Source organism: Rhizorhabdus sp. GW822-FHT03C02 (assembly GCF_058801765.1).
Map to the genome: position 1 here is coordinate 220668 of NZ_JBXANN010000010.1, position 18102 is coordinate 238769.

An 18102-nucleotide genomic window follows, 5' to 3' on the forward strand; every position below is an offset into this window, starting at 1 on the left:
AAAGCGTCCGGAATTCATTCCGGGCGCTCCTGCGAAATCCGAATGATATTCCTGAAGGCGACACCGATCCCAAGGAACAGCATCACCAATAGGAGCCAGGGGGTGGTACCCAGCCAGCGATCGAAGCACCAGCCCAGCAATCCACCGCCGGCAAGACCCGCGACCAGCTCGGTCAGCACACGGTTGCCCTGGGAATATCCCCTCTCAGGCTTCTTATGCGCCGAACCCGTTCTGACCATTTCGGCATGCTGGGCAGCCTTGAGACGCTCATCGAGCGTGGTCAGGCGTTCATCCCCAATGCTTCCCCGGTCTTGCCCGGGATCGTCCTGCGCCATGGTCACCTCTCCCCTTGCCGGAAAGTTGCGCCCATGCCGACGAGCGATCCCGCCAAGGCGAGGACCCTTTAGGAAGGGGGGGGAGGCGAGTCAATTGTTTGATGGGTCGGCAAGCCGGCCTGGAAGCCCGCCCGGCAGCTTAACGAATCCTGACTACTCGCCATTTGAAGGGCCGACCGCGCGAAATCGCCGACATCGACCACGCGATGATTCGTAATCTAGCCGCAATAATCCGGGGTGATCGATTCGCTGCCGGCGCGGACATTCCAGCCGCCGTCCTTCAATTTATATTTCTGGCCCGCCTTCACCGCACGCAAGGTGCTGCATGCGGTGGTCTGCGCGAACTGATCGACGGTCACCCCGCGCGAACTGGCGATCTGGGTATAGCCGGCCCGGCGCTTGATGTTGATCGCGTCGACCGCGGCCTTCACGTCGGCCGACGGTGCGCTGACGAAGCCGAGATAGCCATCCCATTGCTCGCCGACCGTGCCGGCGGTGAGCGCAGCCTCGACCACCGGATCGGCGGCAAGCGCGGGAACGGCCGAAAGGCTCATCGCGATTCCGGCGATCAGGGGGAACATCTTGGTCAGGCGCGTCATTTCGGGAACAACTCCGGGTTGTTGGCGATGAAATCGTCGGCATCCTTTTGCAGACGAACCACCACCTCCTGCTTCACATTGACGTTGAGGTTGATTTCGATCGGCTTTTCGGGAGCCGTGATCTGGATGCAACCGCCAAGCGTGGCAAAGGCGAAAACGGCTAGTGGCAATCTGCTCATGGCCTCAGGCTCGCATCGCAACGCTTCATCGTCAATCTCGGGACTTTCATCGCATGGACTCGCTTTACCGGGGCTGAATGGCGGCCGGCGGGGTCGGGGGCCGGACGGGATCCGGCGCGGGATTGGCGGGCGCCGGCGCCTGCGGCTGGACCGGCACGTTGCGCAGCACGATCGACGGATCGACGAAGGTCTGCGCCGAACTGACCAGACCACGGAACGGCGCGGTGATGGTGATATTGAACCGGAACGGCAGACGGGTGACCGGCGCCAGCATCCGCGCGACCAGCCCCTTGGGCTTCTTGTCGGTCTTGGGCGCGTCGTTGGTGCCGTCGAAACGGACCTTGCTGACGATCTCGCCGTCGAGCGAGCCGTTGAGGTCGATCGTCAGCCGATCGTAGCGCATCGCCTTGAGCGCATCGAAGGCGATCCGCGCCATCCGCCCGAGATCGGCATTGGTGACGTCGCCGACATAGGACAAGGTGCCGCCGCCGGGCCGCACCCGCAGTTGTCCCCCCTCGATGCGGCCGCCCTGCGCGTCGAAGATGATCGGCAACACCCCATCGAACTTGCCGGTTACCGCGATATTCTTGAATTCGAGCTGCTGAACGAATGCCGCCGCGTCGAGACCGTCGATCCGGAACAGCATCCGCCGCTCGACCGGCTGGCCGAAATCCATGGTCGTCGGCTCGAGGGTCAGCGTGCCGCCGGCGAGCGGCCATCTGCCGTCCTCGACCACCAGCTTCTGGCCACTGAGCAGCCGATAATGGATCACCCCGTCGACCACCGCGATCCCGGGGTTGATCTCGGCGACCGTCGCCGTCTGATGCGGCGCGGTTTCGAGCGCGAGCAGGTCGGTGAACCGGATCTCGCCCTTCAGCCCGGTGACCGGACCGAACGCCGCCGCGAGGTTCAGCCCCTCGGTGCGGAACACGCCGCTGCTGGTGACGTTGCCGCCCGCCCAGACGATCTTGCCCTGCCCCGCCAGTTCGCCTTCGACATTGGCGACGATGCCGACGGTGAGCGGGGTGAGCCGGTCGGGCTGGAAGCCCTTGGCGAAGCGCAGCCCCTTGACGTCGAGCGTCGCGTCGCCGCGCCCGCTCGGCAGCGAATGCGCGATCCTGACCGACGACACCGGCTTGCCGGTCAGCGGTTCGGTCAGCGTGCCGCCGGCGGTGATATAACCGCCGTTGAGGACCAGCTTCAGGTCGGGCACCGACAATTGATGGTAGCGCGGCGCGTCGGTCTGGGCGTCGTCAACCTTCACCGCGCCGTCGATCGTCAGCACCCCGCCCGCCAGGCTCCACTGGCCCGCGCCCTGCGACAGCAGGATCGGCACCGGCCCGATCTTGCCGTCGGCAGCGGCAAAGCTGCCGGCGATCCCCGCGCGATCGACTGTACCCGCGAGATGCGCGACGTCGAGCCGGGTCGGTGCCGCGCGGTCGCCCAGCCGCACCTGCAGCGCGCTCAGATCGAAGCCGGGCCTGCCGACCCGCACGTCGATCGCCTGCGCCTGCATCGTCAGCGGCTGTTCGCCGACCCGCCCGCGCAACCGCGGCCCGGCGATCCGCGCGCCGCCATAAAGCGCCCCCGACGCGGCGCGCCCGAACATCGCGCCATCGATCGGACATAGAGGCAGACTCGACCGGTCGATCACCGATCCTGCGACCGCCAGCCGGGTGAAGCCCAATGGCGCACAGCTGCGATTCACCGCGATCGCGCCGCCGCGCCCGATCAGCACCGACAGCGGCAGGTCGAGTCCCTCGACCCGCCCGTCGGCAAGCGGCCCGTCCATCGTCAGCCGGGTGGTCACCAGCGTGCCGCCGCCCGCCGCCGGACCGAAGCGCGTCGGTGCGATCGCCAGCCGGGCGTCGCCGACCCGCACCGGCGCCACCGTCGCCGATCCGGTCAGCGGCGCGCCGGGCACGGGCTGACGCAGGCTGACCCGCGCCTCGGGCAACCCGCCGCCGCTCAATTCGGCGCTTGCATTGATCGACGGCTGCGACTGCGGCCAGCGCCAGCCCAACCCCTCGGCACGTTCGCTGCGCACGAGCAGCCTGCCCCCGCTTGCCGAGGCAATGTCGAGCCGTTCGACCTGCAGCGCGGCGCCACCCGACTGCGCGCGCACCGATACGGTCGCGGTTCCGTCGATCTGTCGCCCGGCGGCACGCAGCGCCTTGGCCCACGCCGCCAGCACCGGCCCCACCGGCGTGGCCTCCGCGCTCCGCAGGCTTTCCAGGGCGCTATCCGCGAGCCGCGGATCGACCGCCGCGCCGCGCACCGACGCCTCGCCGACGAACGATCCCTGGCCCTGCGGGTCGAATCGATAGCCGCCCTCGATCCCCAGCCGCGCCGCCGAGGCCTGCGCAGTGCGAACCCGTTCGGCAAAGAAGGTGCCCTCGCCCGAGATCGTCTTCGGCGAGGCATCGAAACCGATCCGCCCTCCCAGCCGCGCCGCCGAAATCGCCCCGGCGGCCATCATGCCGCGCTGGACCACCGCAACCCCGGTCCAGCGGACGAGGTCGCCGCTGCCGCGCGCGCTCAGGTCGATCGCCGGCGCGCGGATCGTCATGCCGTTACAGGACAGCAGTTGCGCGCCGATCGGACCATCGAGCAGCGGCCGCCCCTCCGCGATCTCGACCGCGAGGCGGATCCGGGGGGCGTCTAGGCTGCATCCGCCGACGGCGAGACGATCCGCGGCGATTCCGACCCTGCCGCGAAAACCATCGGCCAGTCCGCCCTTGCCATCGACCATCGCGTGCACCGTCCCCGCGGGCGTATCGAGATCGATCTTAGCCGCGCGCGCGGTGAGCGCGATGTCGGGCAGCGCGAACGGCGCCTGGCCGCCGCCCGCGGGCAGCAACCGGTCGATCGTCCCCAGCGACAGCCGGCCATCGGCCACCCGGCCATGGAGTCGCACGCCGCCGGCATCGACCGCGCGCACGCTCACCCCGCCGATCCCGACCGACAGGCGGATCTCGGCCCAGTCGGCGACGAGATCGGGATGCGCCGGATCGCCGATCCGGATCGCCTCGATCCGCTGGGTACGGAACCCGACATGGGTGAGCTTGTACGATGCCGGCACGCCCTTCGCACGCAGCGCCTCGTCGATATAGCCGGTCGCGATCGGGGTGCGTTCGATCCACAGCCAGATCGCACCCGCGGCGATCAGGGTCGTCGTTACACCACCGGCGACCGCCAGGCGGGATATGCGTCTGGGCTCGGGCTCCATCGGGTCGCTTCTAGCCTGCACAAAGCCCCCGAAGCGACCGATTAGTGATGAGAGGCGAAACGAGCCGGCGCAGGAGCATGGCGGTTCAACGGCGTATCGGCGCGATGGTTCACCGCAACGATCTGCGATACGCTCCGCGCCGATGTCCGACGCCCCCGATCCCGCCCTTCCGCTTTCCGGTCCCGATCCCGCCACCGATGCCAGCGGTCACCGCGCCCGGCTGCGCAGCCGGCTGATCGACGGTGGGCCCGAGGCGCTGCTCGATCATGAGCTGGTCGAGTATCTGCTGACGCTCGCCATCCCGCGCCGCGACACCAAGCCGATGGCGCGCAAGCTGCTCGCGGAGTTCGGCGGCCTCGGCCCGCTGCTGTCCGCCGACGCCGAATCGCTTGCCCGCACCGGTGCCAGCGAAGCCGTGGTCGGCGCGCTCAAGATCGCCGAAGCATCGGCGCTGCGGCTGCTGCGCGGCCGGGTCCACGACCGGCCGCTGCTGTCGAATTGGCAGGCGCTCCAGGACTATCTCCACGCCGACATGGCGCACCGCGCGGTCGAGCGGGTGCGGGTGCTGCATCTGAACACCAAGAATATGCTGATCCGCGACGAGCTCATCTCCGAAGGGTCGATCGACCAGGCCGCGGTCCATGTCCGCGAAGTCATCCGCCGTGCGCTCGAACTCCATTCGGCGGCGCTGATCCTCGTCCACAACCATCCTTCGGGCGATCCGCAGCCGAGCCGCCAGGACATCGCCCTCACCCGCGAGATCATCGCCGCGGGCAAGCCGCTGGGGATCGCCGTCCACGACCATATCGTCGTCGGCACCGGCGGCCAGGCGAGCCTGCGCGCGCTGGGACTCATCTGACGCGGACGTGAAAAAGGGCGGCCCTGCCAGGACCGCCCTCCTTGTCATGCACGCCGACCGATCAGGCCGACAGGAAGCTCGCCAGTTCGTTCGGCGAGATCATCCGATCCTTGTCGGTGTCGGCCTTGGCGAAGTCGGTCGCGGTCGCGTTGAGCACCTTGACCGCCGGCAGCCCGGCCTTCTTGCTGGTCTTGGTCTTTTCGACCTGCGCGGTCTGGTCCTGGCCCTTGGCCGCTAGCACCCAGCTGCCGAATTCGAGCGGGGTCAGCTTGCCCTTGTTGCCCTCGTCATATTTCGCCCATTCGGCGTTGACCTTGGCGGCCGCGTCGGCGCTCACCGCGGGCGGGGTCGCCGGCGCGGCGCTGGCGGTCTGGGTCGCGGCCTCGGCCGGCGCCAAGGGGGCAGGCGTCGCCGACGCATCCGCGGTCGCGGCGGGAGCAGCGGCCGGTGCGGCCGACGTGGCCGCGTCGGGCGTCTCGGCCGGCGCGGGCGTGCTCATGTCGGGGGCGGGCTCGCTCGGCGCAGCCGCGGTCTGGGCGATAGCCGCACCGGACAGCGTGAGAAGGGCGGCACCGCCCATGAGCATAAGCTTGTTCATATCTCTCTCCATGGAAATCGAGGCAAAGATGCTGCCAGGCATCATCTGAAATTCCAGCATGACGAAGGGAGCGTCATGGTCCGGGTATAACCATCGATCATCGGCGGAGGTTTCACCCGGCGGGCTGCGGACTTTGCGAGTCGAGTGATTCCGGCGACGAATCGATGAAATGATCGCTCAGGACAGGCTGGCCGAAACCGAATAGTTCGGCCGTTCGAGGAAATCGGCCAGCTCGACCGCCGACACCCGCCCGTCGCCATCGGCATCGGCCGCGGAGAAGCTCAGCGCGGTGCGGTTGAGCAGTCCCGTGCTCGACGCGAGCTGGAGAGGCCGATGATCGTCGCGCGACGCCACCACCGCCGGATGACGCTTGATCCAGCGCGCGAAGGCGAGCGGCGTCATGCCATCGGGATCCTCGACCCCGCGAATCCGGACCTTGGGCAGATGGTCGGTGGCGCCGGTCGCCACGCTGCGCGCCGCCTTGCTGCGTGCCGTGCCCTGCACCCGTGGATGGGCGCTCAGCACCGACGAACCCAGCAGCGACGCCAGCATCGCAAGACCGACAACAATACGCATTGCATACTCCACTGATCGACAGGACCGGCATCGGACGGTCGTGCTTCAAAACGCGGGACCGTCGATATGGGTCCGGATTCGGACCGATCGCTGCCGCGGCCCCTTGCGCGATTGCCGTTCCGCGACGGGCTTGCTAGGCGCGCCGCAACGACCGCCCACGAAAGGCCTTCCCTATGATCCCCCGCTATTCGCGCCCCGCCATGGTCAAGATCTGGGAGCCCGAAACCCGCTTCGGCATCTGGTTCGAGATCGAGGCGCACGCCACCGATGCGCTCGCCGAACTGGGCGTCGTGCCGAAGCAGGCGGCCGAGGCGCTGTGGGCATGGTGGGCGACCAAGCCCGTGATCGACGTCGCCGCGATCGACGCGATCGAGGCGGTGACCAAGCATGACGTGATCGCCTTCCTGACCTGGGTCGCTGACAATGTCGGCGACGAGGCGCGCTTCATGCACCAGGGCATGACCAGTTCGGATGTGCTCGACACCTGCCTCGCGGTCCAGCTGGCGCGCGCCGCCGATCTGCTGATCGCCGATCTCGACACGCTGCTCGAAACGATCAAGCGTCGCGCCTACGAACATAAGCTGACCCCGACGATCGGCCGCAGCCACGGCATCCATGCCGAGCCGGTCACCTTCGGCCTCAAGATGGCCGAGGCCTATGCCGAATTCTCTCGCAACAAGGCGCGGCTTGTCGCGGCGCGCGCCGATATCGCCACCTGCGCGATCTCGGGCGCGGTCGGGACCTTCGCCAATATCGACCCGCGGGTCGAGGCGCATGTCGCCGCCAAGCTCGGCCTGACCGTCGAGCCGGTCTCGACCCAGGTGATTCCGCGCGACCGCCATGCGATGTTCTTCGCGACGCTGGGGGTGATCGCTTCATCGATCGAACGGCTGGCGACCGAAGTGCGCCATCTGCAACGCACCGAGGTGCTCGAGGCCGAGGAATATTTCTCGCCGGGCCAGAAGGGCTCGTCGGCGATGCCGCACAAGCGCAACCCGGTGCTCACCGAAAATCTCACCGGCCTGGCGCGGATGGTCCGCGGCTATGTCACCCCCGCGCTCGAAAATGTCGCGCTCTGGCACGAACGCGACATCAGCCACTCATCGGTCGAGCGCTATATCGGCCCCGACGCGACGATCACCCTCGACTTCGCGCTCGCCCGGCTCAACGGGGTGATCGACAAACTGCTCGTCTATCCGGTGCGCATGCAGAAGAATCTCGATCGCATGGGCGGCCTCGTCCATTCGCAGCGGGTGCTGCTCGCATTGACCCAGGCGGGGGTCAGCCGCGAGGACGCTTATCGGCTCGTCCAGCGCAACGCGATGAAGGTCTGGGAATCGGACGGTGAGCTGTCGCTGCTCGAACTGCTGAAGGGTGATTCGGACGTTAGCGCCGCGTTAACCCCTTCTGAGCTCGAGGATAAATTCGACCTCGATTATCATTTCAAGCATGTCGACGACATTTTCGAACGTGTGTTCGCGGGTTGACGACGTAAGATTGTTTCACGATTGCGCAACTTGCATGCGCGACGAACTGTTACGAAATTGCGTCCAACCGTTTTGGTAGAGTAAACGCTCCTGCAGCGCACCAATGCGCAAGTCGCGGGCCAACGAGCTCGTTCGTAGGAGTAACTTCATGAAGATGTTCGAAATCGCGATCACCGCGATTCTCGCGATCGCCTCGCAGGTGGTCGTTCTCGGTGTCGTCACGCTTTAAGCTGACGATACCGCCCTCGTCCCCAAAGCCTTCCTGATCGGAAGCCACCGGGGATGCGGGCCGGGTGCCTGGGAGGGGCACCTCAATCACAGCCTCCCCGCCATTTTTGCCAGCCGGTCCGCCTCGCCATCGCGCGGGGCGATTGTCTTTCGGACCATCCGGCGGCATCACTTTCTCCACGGCTTCGCGCATCACGCGCTTGAGGCCGTGGAGCAGCCCCCCGCCGATGACCGCCCGCATCCTCGTCGTCATCGTCAATTATCGCACCCCCGACCTGACGATCGCCGCGCTCGCGGCAATCGCGCCCGAGGTCGTCGCGCGTGGCGACACGCAGGTCGTCATCGTCGACAATGGGTCGGGCGACGGATCGGCCGAGCGGGTCGCCGAAGCGATCGCGGCGAACGGCGCGGACGGCTGGTGCCGGCTGCATGCCACCGCCCGCAATCGCGGCTTCGCGGCGGGCAACAATGAAGGCATCGCCTGCGCCCGCGCCGCGGGGATCGCCCCCGATCTCATCTGGCTGCTCAACCCCGACACGATCGCGCAACCCGGCGCGCTGACCGCGCTGGTCGATTTCGTCGACGCCCATCCGGCGGTCGGCATCGTCGGCGGACAGACGCTCGCCCCCGACGGCTCGCCGCGCATCTCGGCGTTCCATTTCCCCTCGCCGATCGGCGAACTGCTCGCGGCGCTGCGCTTCGGCCCGCTGACCCGCCGGCTGATCCGCCACGACGTCGCTATCCCGATCGCCGCCGGACCGATCCACGCCGACTGGGTCGAGGGATCGCATATGCTGATGCGGCAGGCGGTGTACGACCGCGTCGGGCCGATGGACGAGGCCTATTTTCTCTATTTCGAGGAGGTCGACCTGTGCGCCCGCGCCGCGGCGGCCGGGTTCGCCTGCTGGCATGTGCCCGCAAGCCGCGTCGTCCATCTCGCCGGCCAGGCGACCGGGGTCACCGGGATCGCCAGCGGCACCGGCCGCCGCCCCCGCTACTGGTTCGATTCGCGCGCGCGCTTCCTGCGCAGCCGCCACGGATCGGCAGGGTTGCTGCTCGCCAATCTGCTCTGGCTCGCCGCCTGGCCGATCGGATCGCTCTGGGCCCGCCTGCGCGGCCGCCCGCTGGCGAGCCAGCCCGGCCTGTGGCGGGACATGCTTCGCTATGGGTGGGGGCGGTCGAAATAGCCGTCATCCCGGCCCTCGGACGGGGCGAAGCCCAGATCCGGGGGCCGGGATGACGGGAAATTAGCCGAGGATATCCTTCAGCTTCGAGAAGAAGCCGCTCGACTGCGGGCATTCGTCGCCGGTCTCGGTCGCACGGAATTCCTCGAGCAGTTCCTTCTGGCGCGCGGTCAGCTTGGTCGGGGTCTCGACCTCGACCTGGATCACCAGGTCGCCATGGCCGCGGCCGTTGAGCACCGGCATGCCGGCGCCGCGCTGGCGGATCTGCTTGCCCGACTGGATACCGGCCGGAATACGGATCTCGTGCACCGCCTTGTCAAGCCCCGGCACGTCGATCGTCCCGCCCAGCGCCGCGGTGGTGAAGCTGATCGGCGCCTTCGCGAACAGGGTGGTGCCGTCGCGCTCGAACAGGTCGTGTCGCGACAGATGGAGGAAGATGTAGAGGTCGCCCGCCGGCCCGCCGCGCGCGCCGGCCTCGCCTTCACCGGTCAGGCGAATGCGGGTGCCCTCGTCGACCCCGGCCGGGATCCGGACGTCGAGCGTCTTCTGCTTCTCGATCCGGCCTTCGCCATGGCATTCGTCGCACGGGTCGGAAATGACCTGACCGGCGCCATGGCAGGCCGGGCAGGCGCGCTCGACCACGAAGAAACCCTGCTGCGCGCGCACCTTGCCATGCCCCTGGCAGGTCGTGCACTGCTTCGCGCCGGTACCGGGCTTGGCGCCCGAGCCGTCGCATTTCTCGCACTGCGCCGCGACATCGACCGTGATCGACTCCTGGCGGCCGGCATAGGCGTCCTCGAGGCTGATCTCGAGATCGTAGCGCAGGTCGGCACCGCGCCGCACGCTCGAGCGCTGGCCACCGCCGCCACGACCGCCGCCCATGAATTCGCCGAAGATATTCTCGAAAATGTCGGAGAAGCCTTCGAAACCTTGGCCGCCGCCGCGCGCGCCGAACCCGCCATTTTCGAACGCGGCCTTGCCATAACGGTCATAGGCGGCGCGCTTCTGCGGATCCTTGAGGCAGTCATAGGCCTCGCTGATCGCCTTGAACTTGGCCTCGGCCTCCTTGTCGCCGGGGTTGCGATCGGGATGGCACTGCATCGCCAGCCGCCGGTACGAGGTCTTGATGACCTTGTCGTCGGCGGTCCGCTCGACCTCGAGCAGTTCGTAATAATCGATATCAGCCATCAAGCCCCCGCACACGGCCAACCGGCCCCGTCACGCATGACGGGGCCGGAGTACGCCTTACACATTTCGAAGACTTACGCCTTCTTGTCGTCGACTTCCGAGAATTCGGCGTCGACCACGTCATCGTCCTGCGGAGCCTCGGCGCCCGGCGAAGCCGCAGCGGCCTGCTCCTTCTCGTAGATCGCCTGGCCCAGCTTCATCGCGATCTGGGCGAGCGCCTGCGCCTTGTCGGTCATCTGGCCGGCATCGCCGGTTCCGACCGCGGTCTTGGCCTCGGCGATCGCCGCCTCGATCTCCGACTTGAGCGCGGCGTCGACCTTGTCGCCATGCTCTTCGAGTTGACGCTCGGTCGAGTGGATCAGGCTCTCGGCGTTGTTCTTCGCCTCGGCGCCCTCGCGACGCTTCTTGTCGTCCTCGGCGAACTTCTCGGCATCGCGGACCATCTGGTCGATGTCCGCATCCGAAAGGCCACCCGAAGCCTGGATCTTGATCTGCTGCTCCTTGCCGGTACCCTTGTCCTTGGCGTGGACGTTGACGATGCCGTTGGCGTCGATGTCGAAGGTGACCTCGATCTGCGGCACGCCGCGCGGTGCCGGCGGAATGCCGACCAGGTCGAACTGGCCGAGCATCTTGTTGTCGGCGGCCATTTCACGCTCGCCCTGGAAGACGCGGATGGTGACGGCGTTCTGGTTGTCGTCGGCCGTCGAATAGGTCTGCGACTTCTTGGTCGGGATCGTCGTGTTGCGGTCGATCATCCGGGTAAACACGCCACCCAGCGTCTCGATGCCCAGCGACAGCGGGGTCACGTCGAGCAGCAGCACGTCCTTGACGTCGCCCTGGAGCACGCCGGCCTGGATCGCGGCACCCATCGCCACCACCTCATCGGGGTTGACGCCGGTATGCGGCTCCTTGCCGAAGAACTGCTTCACGACGTCGCGAACCTTGGGCATGCGGGTCATGCCGCCGACCATCACGACCTCGTCGATGTCGCTCGCCTTCATGCCGGCATCGGCCAGCGCCTTCTTGAGCGGCTCGATCGAACGCTGGATCAGCGGATCGACCAGACGCTCGAGCTCGGCGCGGCTGATCGGCTTGACCAGATGCTTCGGGCCGGTCGCGTCGGCGGTGATGAACGGCAGGTTGACCTCGGTGGTCTGCGCCGACGACAGCTCGATCTTCGCCTTTTCGGCGGCTTCCTTGAGTCGCTGCAGCGCGAGCCGGTCCTTCTTCAGGTCGATGCCCTCGGCCTTCTGGAAGTCGGCCGCCAGGAACTCGACGATCTTCGAGTCGAAGTCTTCGCCGCCCAGGAAGGTGTCGCCGTTGGTCGCCTTCACCTCGAACACGCCGTCGCCGATCTCGAGGATCGAGATGTCGAAGGTGCCGCCGCCGAGATCGTAGACCGCGATCGTCTTGCCGTCATTCTTCTCGAGGCCGTAGGCGAGCGCCGCCGCGGTCGGCTCGTTGATGATACGCAGCACCTCGAGGCCGGCGATCTGGCCGGCGTCCTTGGTCGCCTGGCGCTGGGCGTCGTTGAAATAGGCCGGGACGGTGATCACCGCCTGGGTGACGGTCTCGCCGAGATAGGCCTCGGCGGTTTCCTTCATCTTCTGCAGGGTGAAGGCCGAGATCTGCGACGGCGAATAATCCTTGCCGCCCGCCTGGACCCAGGCGTCGCCATTGGTGCCCTTGACGATGTGATACGGGACCAGCTCGGTGTCCTTCTTGGTCACCGGATCGTCGAAGCGGCGGCCGATCAGGCGCTTCACCGCATAGATGGTGTTGTCCGGGTTGGTGACGGCCTGGCGCTTCGCCGGCTGGCCGATCAGCCGCTCGCCATCCTTGGCGAATGCGACGATCGACGGCGTGGTGCGCGCGCCTTCCGAATTTTCGATCACCTTCGGCTTGCCGCCTTCCATCACGGAGACGCAGCTGTTGGTGGTGCCCAGATCGATACCGATAACCTTAGCCATTCTAATCCTTTCACGCCCCATTCGATCAAGCCCCGGTCATGCCCCCAGTAAACGAGGCGAGCATCCGTCCGGCTTGCAATTGACTGGCGCGATATAGGGGGGGATTCTGTTGCTGCAAGACACAAGCGCCCTTATTGAAACGATCAAATCGGGGAGTTTTCACATGCGCCGCCTCATCGCCGCCGCCACAGCCATCCTGTTGCTGGGCGGTTGCCACGCCAGGGATGGCGGAACGCCGCGCGTCAAGGACGCCTGGGTGCGGCTCGCGGCGGTCGCCGGCCGGCCGGCCGCGGGCTATTTCACGCTCAGGGGCGGCGCGAAGGACGACCGGCTGATCGCGATCGAAAGCGCAGTCGTGAAGCGGATCGAGCTGCACGAAAGCGGCATGGCCGGCGGCATGATGACGATGAAACCGATCGCGACCGTTGCGCTGCCCGCCGGTGGGACGGTCGAGTTCGCGCCCGGCGGCAATCACGCGATGCTGTTCGAGATCGATCCGCAGATCACCCCCGGCACCGCGATCCCGATGCGCTTCCGCTTCGCCAGCGGTGTCGCGTTCGAGGCCGAGGCCAAGACCGTCGCCGCCGGCGCCGATGACGGCATGGCAGGCATGGCAGGCATGCAGCACTGACCGTGCAGACCGCCGGATCCCAGAGACCGCCGAAGCCGGCCGCACCGAATCCGACCGGCCGCCCGCCGGTCTTCCTCGTCGGCGCCGAACGATCGGGATCGACGATGCTGCGGCTGATGCTCGCCCATCATCCGCAGGTCGCCTTTGCCGGCGAATGCGACTTCATCGTCGACGCGATCACCCCCGACGGCCGCTTCATGAAGCGGCGCGCCTATCTCGAATTTCTCTCGCTCGACCGGGTGTTCCACAACCGCAACCTCAACATCCCGCAGGGGGTCGCCTTCCCCGGCATCGCCCGCGACTTTCTCGACCAGGTCGCGCGGACCAAACCGGCGCCCGCCGCGGTCGGGATGACGATCCACCGCCATTTCGACCGGCTGCTGTGGCTGTGGCCCGACGCGCGCTATATCCATCTGGTCCGCGACGGCCGCGACGTCGCCCTGTCGACGATCCCGATGGGCTGGGCCGGCAACATGTATCGCGGGATCCGGGCCTGGGCCGAGGTCGAGGAATTGTGGCGGCGTATGGCCGAACGGCTCCCCGCCGACCGCCAGATCACGGTCACCTATGAGGATCTTGCCAGCGATCCCGAATATGAACTGCGCCGGATCTGCGATTTCCTCGGCGTCGACTATGATCCGGCGATGCTGCGCTACGACCGCGAATCGACCTATGATGCGCCGCATGGCGACAGCATCGGCAAATGGAAACATGCCGATCCCAAGGATCTGTCGGCGGCCGAGTTCGTCGCCGCGCGCGGGCTGATCAACAATGGCTATCAGCTCGCCGGCACCATCACCGCGCCGTCGATCCTGCGCCGGATCGCCCTGCGCGCGCAGGATCGCTGGGCGATCGCCAGCTATCGCCGCCGGCTGTTCGGCAACCGGCTCTGGTTCGACGGCCTGTGGACCACCCGCTTCGGCACCCGCGAGGAAAAGGCCCGGCTGATCCACCGCCAGAACGCCATCGTCGAACGCGCCCTGAAATAGGCCGCACGGCCGGCCATCTGCCACGGAACAGCGAACCCGCAGGGTCCGCAAGCGCGAACGCGCGCCCGAGCTTATTGCGAGGAAGCCCAGAGGCGCGGATGCGCCTCGCCCGGCGTCTGAGGGCCAAACAAATTACGGCGCCTTGGCAACCCCGACGAGCGCCGGCCGCAGCAGCCGATCCTTGATCATGTAACCCGCCTGCATCTCCTGGATGACGGTGCCCGGCTCGGCGCTGTCGTGCGGCAGTTCGATCATCGCCTGGTGGCGATTCGGGTCGAGCTTGGCGCCCATCGCCTCGATCCGGGTGATGCCGTTGCGCTGGAAGACATTCTCCAGCTCCTTGCCGGTCATCTCGATACCGGTCAGCAGCCCCTTGAGCCGGTCGTCCTCGCGCAGCTCGGCCGGGATCACCGACAGCGCGCGCGCCAGATTGTCGGAGACCGACAGCACGTCGCGCGCGAAATTGGTCGCGGCATAGGCCGACGCGTCCTGCTTTTCCTTTTCAAGCCGACGGCGGACATTCTGGGTCTCGGCCTGCGCGTAAAGAACATCCTGCTTCAGCTTCTCGATCTCGCTTTCGAGTTTCGCGAAGATCGTCGCGCGCGGATCGCCGCCGTCCTGGGCCTGCTCTTCGCCCGCTGCCGGGGTTTCGATCTCATTCTCGTTGATCTGGTCTTCGTTCATGCTGTCATCCGAAAATCGTTTCACGGCCATCGGCCTGTCCGCCGCCCGATATAGTCAAAGCGCGGCTGCAGAACAGGGGGTTCGGGCAAAAAGCGGATGAGCCACGCTGAACGCAAACCGCTTCCGCTCTCGCCCGTCAGCTTATAGGAGGCGCGCATGTCGATCCTCGACGCCCATGCCGACGCCCTCGCCGTCCTCGACCAGCGCGCCCGCACCCGCCGGCTGCAGGGCCGGGCCGGCCATGATTTCGCGTCGAACGACTATCTCGGCCTCGGCCATTCGCCCGAACTGCGCCAGGCGGTCGCCGACGCGCTCGCCCGCGGGGTCGCGGTCGGCGCCGGCGGATCGCGGCTGCTGCGCGGCAACGATCCCGAACATGAGGTGCTCGAGGCCGAGGCCGCCGCCTTTTTCGGCAGCGAGTGCGCGCTCTGGTTCTCGACCGGCTTCGCCGCCAACAGTGCGATCTTCTCGACCCTGCCCGCCGGACGCGACCTGATCGTCCATGACGCGCTGATCCACGCCAGCGCGCATGAGGGGATGAAGCTCGGGCGCGCGACCGCTGTCGCCGTCGCCCATAACGATCCGCAGGCCTTCGCCGAGGCGATTTCGGCCTGGCGCGCGCAGGGCAACAAGGGCCGGGTGTGGATCGCGGTCGAAAGCCTCTATTCGATGGACGGCGACCGCGCCCCGCTCGCCGATCTCGCCGATCTCGCCGCGCGCGAGGACGCCTTCCTGGTGATCGACGAGGCGCATGCCACCGGGGTGTTCGGCCCCGACGGCCGCGGTCTCGCCGCCGATCTCGAAGGATCGGACAATGTCCTGACCCTGCGCACCTGCGGCAAGGCGCTCGGCTGCGAGGGTGCGCTGGTCTGCCTGCCGCGGATATTGCGCGACATGCTGGTCAACAAGGCGCGCGGCTTCATCTTCTCGACCGCACCGTCGCCGCTGATGGCGGCGGCGGTTCGCGCCAGCCTGTCGCTGCTCGTCACCCAGCCCGAACGCCGCGAACGACTCCACCGGCTGGTCGCCTTCGCCGCCACGCTGCTGCCCGCGACCGGCAGCCAGATCGTGCCGGTGATGATCGGCGACGATGCCGCGACGATGCGGGTCGCGCAGGCGGTCCAGGCGCTGGGCTATGACGTGCGCGGCATCCGCCCGCCGACGGTGCCGCCGGGCACGTCGCGGCTTCGGATCTCGCTGACCCTCAATGTCGACGAGGCGATCGTGGCCGGCCTCGCAGCGGCCATCGCCGAGGCACGCGCCGCATGAGCAACGGCCTGATCGTCACCGCGACCGACACCGACGTCGGCAAGACCATCTTCGCCGCCGGCCTCGTCGGCGCGCTCGACGGCTGCTACTGGAAGCCGGTCCAGGCCGGGCTCGACGACGGCACCGACAGCGAACGGGTCGCGCGCCTTTCGGGCCTCCCCGCCGACCGCATCCTGCCCGAGGCCTATCGCCTCGCTACCCCCGCCTCGCCGCACATCGCCGCCGCCATCGACCAGGTGACGATCGACCCCGAACGGCTGACCCCGCCTGCGACCGATCGCCGGCTGGTGGTCGAAGGCGCGGGCGGCCCCCTGGTGCCGCTGACCGGCGGGCTGCTCTATGCCGACATGTTCGCGCGCTGGCGGATGGAGACGATCCTCGTCGCGCGCACCACCCTTGGCACGATCAACCACAGCCTGCTCGCGATCGAGGCGCTGCGCGCGCGCGGCGTGTCGATCCTCGGCATCGCCTTCATCGGCGACGCCAATGAGGGCAGCGAGGCCAGCATCGCCGCAATCGGCCGGGTCAAGCGGCTCGGCCGGCTGCCCTGGATCGATCCGCTCGACGCCGCCACCTTGCGAATAGCCTTCGCCAAGGCTTTCACCATAGGCGATTTCGCATGACCTCCTCCCCCGTCTGGCATCCCTTCACCCAGCATGGCCTCGGCGAGGAGATCCCCCACGTCACCCATGCCGAGGGCGCGGCCCTGTTCACCGCCGACGGTCGCCGCTTCGTCGACGGCATCTCGTCCTGGTGGGTGACCACCCATGGCCATTGCCACCCCACGATCATGGCGGCGATCCGCGCCCAGACCGAAAAGCTCGATCAGCTGATCTTCGCCGGCTGGACCCACGAACCCGCCGAGACGCTGGCGCGCGGCCTGGTCGACCTGGCTCCCGCACCACTGGCGCATGTGTTCTTTTCCGACAGCGGATCGACCAGCGTCGAGGTCGCGCTCAAGATGGCGCTCGGCTATTGGCTCAACCGCCGCGAGCCGCGCCACCGGATCGTGGTGATGGCGCACAGCTATCATGGCGATACGATCGGGGCGATGTCGGTCGGCGAACGCGGCGTCTACAACCGCGCCTATCAGCCGCTGCTGTTTGACGTCGACACCCTGCCCTTTCCCGCCGAGGGGCATGAGCAGGCGACGCTCGACGCGCTCGACGCGCTGTGCCGCGCCCCCGACCGCCCTGCCGCACTGATCGTCGAGCCGCTGATCCTCGGCGCCGGCGGCATGCTGATCTATTCCGCCGCCACCCTCGCGGCGATGCGCGCGATCTGCGCGCGCCACGACGTGCTGTTCATCGCCGACGAGGTGATGACCGGCTGGGGCCGCACCGGCACGCTGTTCGCCTGCGAACAGGCCGGCATCGCCCCCGACATCATGTGCCTGTCGAAGGGGCTGACCGGCGGCGCGATCCCGCTCGCGGCGACGCTGGCGACCCCCGCGATCTTCGACGCGCATGTCTCGAACGACCGCGCGAAGATGTTCTTCCATTCGTCGAGCTACACCGCCAACCCGATCGCCTGCGCCGCCGCCAACGCCAATCTCGCAATCTGGCGCGACGAGCCGGTGCGCGATCGCATCGCCGATCTCGGCGACCGCCAGGCGGCGCGCCTCGCCGCGCTCGATCATCCCGCAATCGCCAACCGCCGCCGGCTCGGCACGATCGCGGCGATGGAACTGGTCGACCCCAAGGGCGACTATCTCTCCGACCTCGCCCCCCGGCTCGGCGCCTTCTTCCGCGCGCGCGGGCTGCTGCTGCGGCCGATGGGCAATCTCGTCTATGTGATGCCGCCCTACTGCATCGACGACGCCGATCTCGACGCGATCTACACGGCGATCGCCGAGGCGGCCCGGGAGTTCGGCGCATGAAGAAACAGATCGTCGCGCTGATGCTGCTGATGGTCCTGCTGCTGCCGATGTTCGCCGGCATCCGCCGCATCAAGAATATTCGCCGCGACGCCCCGCCGAAGGATGAGGACGACAGTCAGGACTGACCGAGCGCACCCGCCCTCCGTTCGTGTCGAGCGTAGTCGAGACATATGTGGACGGCCCCCACTTGCAAGAGGTTTGAGCGGACAGATTGATCG

18 protein-coding genes are annotated in these 18102 nt (G+C 67.6%); 9 read left to right on the forward strand and 9 right to left on the reverse strand.

The genetic code is table 11. The annotated features are described in order from the left end of the window. Positions 1-14 precede the first annotated feature (14 nt). The 4 genes from AC1RM6_RS22545 to AC1RM6_RS22560 all read right to left on the reverse strand — a co-directional run bounded on the left by AC1RM6_RS22545 (position 15) and on the right by AC1RM6_RS22560 (position 4342). Positions 15-335, reverse strand: a complete 321-nt coding sequence (locus AC1RM6_RS22545; RefSeq protein ID WP_493105352.1) for an AtpZ/AtpI family protein — start codon at positions 333-335, stop codon at positions 15-17. 218 nt (positions 336-553) lie between these two features. Further along, a complete protein-coding gene (locus tag AC1RM6_RS22550; protein WP_493105354.1) occupies positions 554-934 on the reverse strand; it encodes a YdbL family probable chaperone protein in 381 nt (126 codons plus the stop codon). After that, positions 931-1113: a YnbE family lipoprotein gene (locus AC1RM6_RS22555; protein ID WP_493105356.1), complete on the reverse strand. Its 183-nt coding sequence runs from the start codon at positions 1111-1113 to the stop codon at positions 931-933. Before AC1RM6_RS22555 ends, AC1RM6_RS22550 begins: the two co-directional genes overlap by 4 nt. 64 nt (positions 1114-1177) lie before the next feature. Continuing rightward, positions 1178-4342 (reverse strand): intermembrane phospholipid transport YdbH family protein, encoded by a 3165-nt coding sequence (locus tag AC1RM6_RS22560; RefSeq protein ID WP_493105358.1) that lies wholly within the window; start codon positions 4340-4342, stop codon positions 1178-1180. Positions 4343-4484: 142 nt separating this feature from the next. On the opposite strand from AC1RM6_RS22560, the gene radC reads away from it, so the two are divergent. After that, positions 4485-5201, forward strand: a complete 717-nt coding sequence (gene radC / locus AC1RM6_RS22565) for a RadC family protein (RefSeq protein ID WP_493105359.1) — start codon at positions 4485-4487, stop codon at positions 5199-5201. A gap of 61 nt (positions 5202-5262) precedes the next feature. On the opposite strand, the gene AC1RM6_RS22570 is transcribed toward radC, so the two are convergent. Together AC1RM6_RS22570 and AC1RM6_RS22575 are read right to left on the reverse strand one after the other, a co-directional pair. After that, complete coding sequence (locus tag AC1RM6_RS22570) at positions 5263-5799, reverse strand: hypothetical protein (RefSeq protein ID WP_493105361.1); 537 nt, start codon at positions 5797-5799, stop codon at positions 5263-5265. A gap of 177 nt (positions 5800-5976) precedes the next feature. Continuing rightward, positions 5977-6375, reverse strand: a complete 399-nt coding sequence (locus tag AC1RM6_RS22575; protein ID WP_493105362.1) for an EF-hand domain-containing protein — start codon at positions 6373-6375, stop codon at positions 5977-5979. Between the two features lie 173 nt (positions 6376-6548). Here AC1RM6_RS22575 and purB point away from each other — a divergent pair, with 173 nt between their 5' ends. Continuing rightward, complete coding sequence (purB, locus tag AC1RM6_RS22580) at positions 6549-7862, forward strand: adenylosuccinate lyase (protein ID WP_493105363.1); 1314 nt, start codon at positions 6549-6551, stop codon at positions 7860-7862. A 455-nt stretch (positions 7863-8317) separates the two neighbouring features. Next, a complete protein-coding gene (locus tag AC1RM6_RS22585; RefSeq protein ID WP_493105364.1) occupies positions 8318-9277 on the forward strand; it encodes a glycosyltransferase in 960 nt (319 codons plus the stop codon). A gap of 60 nt (positions 9278-9337) precedes the next feature. Here AC1RM6_RS22585 and dnaJ read toward each other — a convergent pair whose 3' ends face one another. After that, positions 9338-10462 carry a molecular chaperone DnaJ gene (gene dnaJ, locus AC1RM6_RS22590; RefSeq protein WP_493105366.1) on the reverse strand — a complete coding sequence of 375 codons (1125 nt, stop codon included), beginning with the start codon at positions 10460-10462 and terminating at the stop codon, positions 9338-9340. Between the two features lie 74 nt (positions 10463-10536). Then, positions 10537-12432 carry a molecular chaperone DnaK gene (dnaK, locus tag AC1RM6_RS22595; RefSeq protein WP_493105368.1) on the reverse strand — a complete coding sequence of 632 codons (1896 nt, stop codon included), beginning with the start codon at positions 12430-12432 and terminating at the stop codon, positions 10537-10539. 163 nt (positions 12433-12595) lie between these two features. Here dnaK and AC1RM6_RS22600 point away from each other — a divergent pair, with 163 nt between their 5' ends. Next, complete coding sequence (locus tag AC1RM6_RS22600) at positions 12596-13063, forward strand: copper chaperone PCu(A)C (protein ID WP_493105370.1); 468 nt, start codon at positions 12596-12598, stop codon at positions 13061-13063. 2 nt (positions 13064-13065) lie between these two features. Next, positions 13066-14052 carry a sulfotransferase family protein gene (locus AC1RM6_RS22605; protein WP_493105372.1) on the forward strand — a complete coding sequence of 329 codons (987 nt, stop codon included), beginning with the start codon at positions 13066-13068 and terminating at the stop codon, positions 14050-14052. 132 nt (positions 14053-14184) lie between these two features. Here the strand turns inward: AC1RM6_RS22605 and grpE are convergent, their stop codons facing one another. Beyond that, a complete protein-coding gene (grpE, locus tag AC1RM6_RS22610) occupies positions 14185-14736 on the reverse strand; it encodes a nucleotide exchange factor GrpE (protein WP_493105374.1) in 552 nt (183 codons plus the stop codon). Between the two features lie 156 nt (positions 14737-14892). Between grpE and AC1RM6_RS22615 the strand changes: the two genes are divergently transcribed. Genes AC1RM6_RS22615 through AC1RM6_RS22630 form a run of 4 tightly spaced genes read left to right on the forward strand, consistent with a single transcriptional unit; the run spans position 14893 to position 18009 of the window. Next, the gene (locus tag AC1RM6_RS22615) at positions 14893-16005 is read left to right on the forward strand and encodes an 8-amino-7-oxononanoate synthase (RefSeq protein ID WP_493105376.1); all 1113 of its coding nucleotides are present in this window, start codon (positions 14893-14895) and stop codon (positions 16003-16005) included. Beyond that, positions 16002-16628, forward strand: a complete 627-nt coding sequence (bioD, locus tag AC1RM6_RS22620) for a dethiobiotin synthase (RefSeq protein WP_493105378.1) — start codon at positions 16002-16004, stop codon at positions 16626-16628. Before AC1RM6_RS22615 ends, bioD begins: the two co-directional genes overlap by 4 nt. Next, positions 16625-17884 (forward strand): adenosylmethionine--8-amino-7-oxononanoate transaminase, encoded by a 1260-nt coding sequence (locus tag AC1RM6_RS22625; protein ID WP_493105380.1) that lies wholly within the window; start codon positions 16625-16627, stop codon positions 17882-17884. Before bioD ends, AC1RM6_RS22625 begins: the two co-directional genes overlap by 4 nt. Then, positions 17881-18009, forward strand: a complete 129-nt coding sequence (locus AC1RM6_RS22630) for a hypothetical protein (RefSeq protein WP_493105382.1) — start codon at positions 17881-17883, stop codon at positions 18007-18009. The genes AC1RM6_RS22625 and AC1RM6_RS22630 overlap by 4 nt, the downstream gene beginning before the upstream one ends. The last annotated feature ends 93 nt before the right edge of the window (positions 18010-18102 follow it).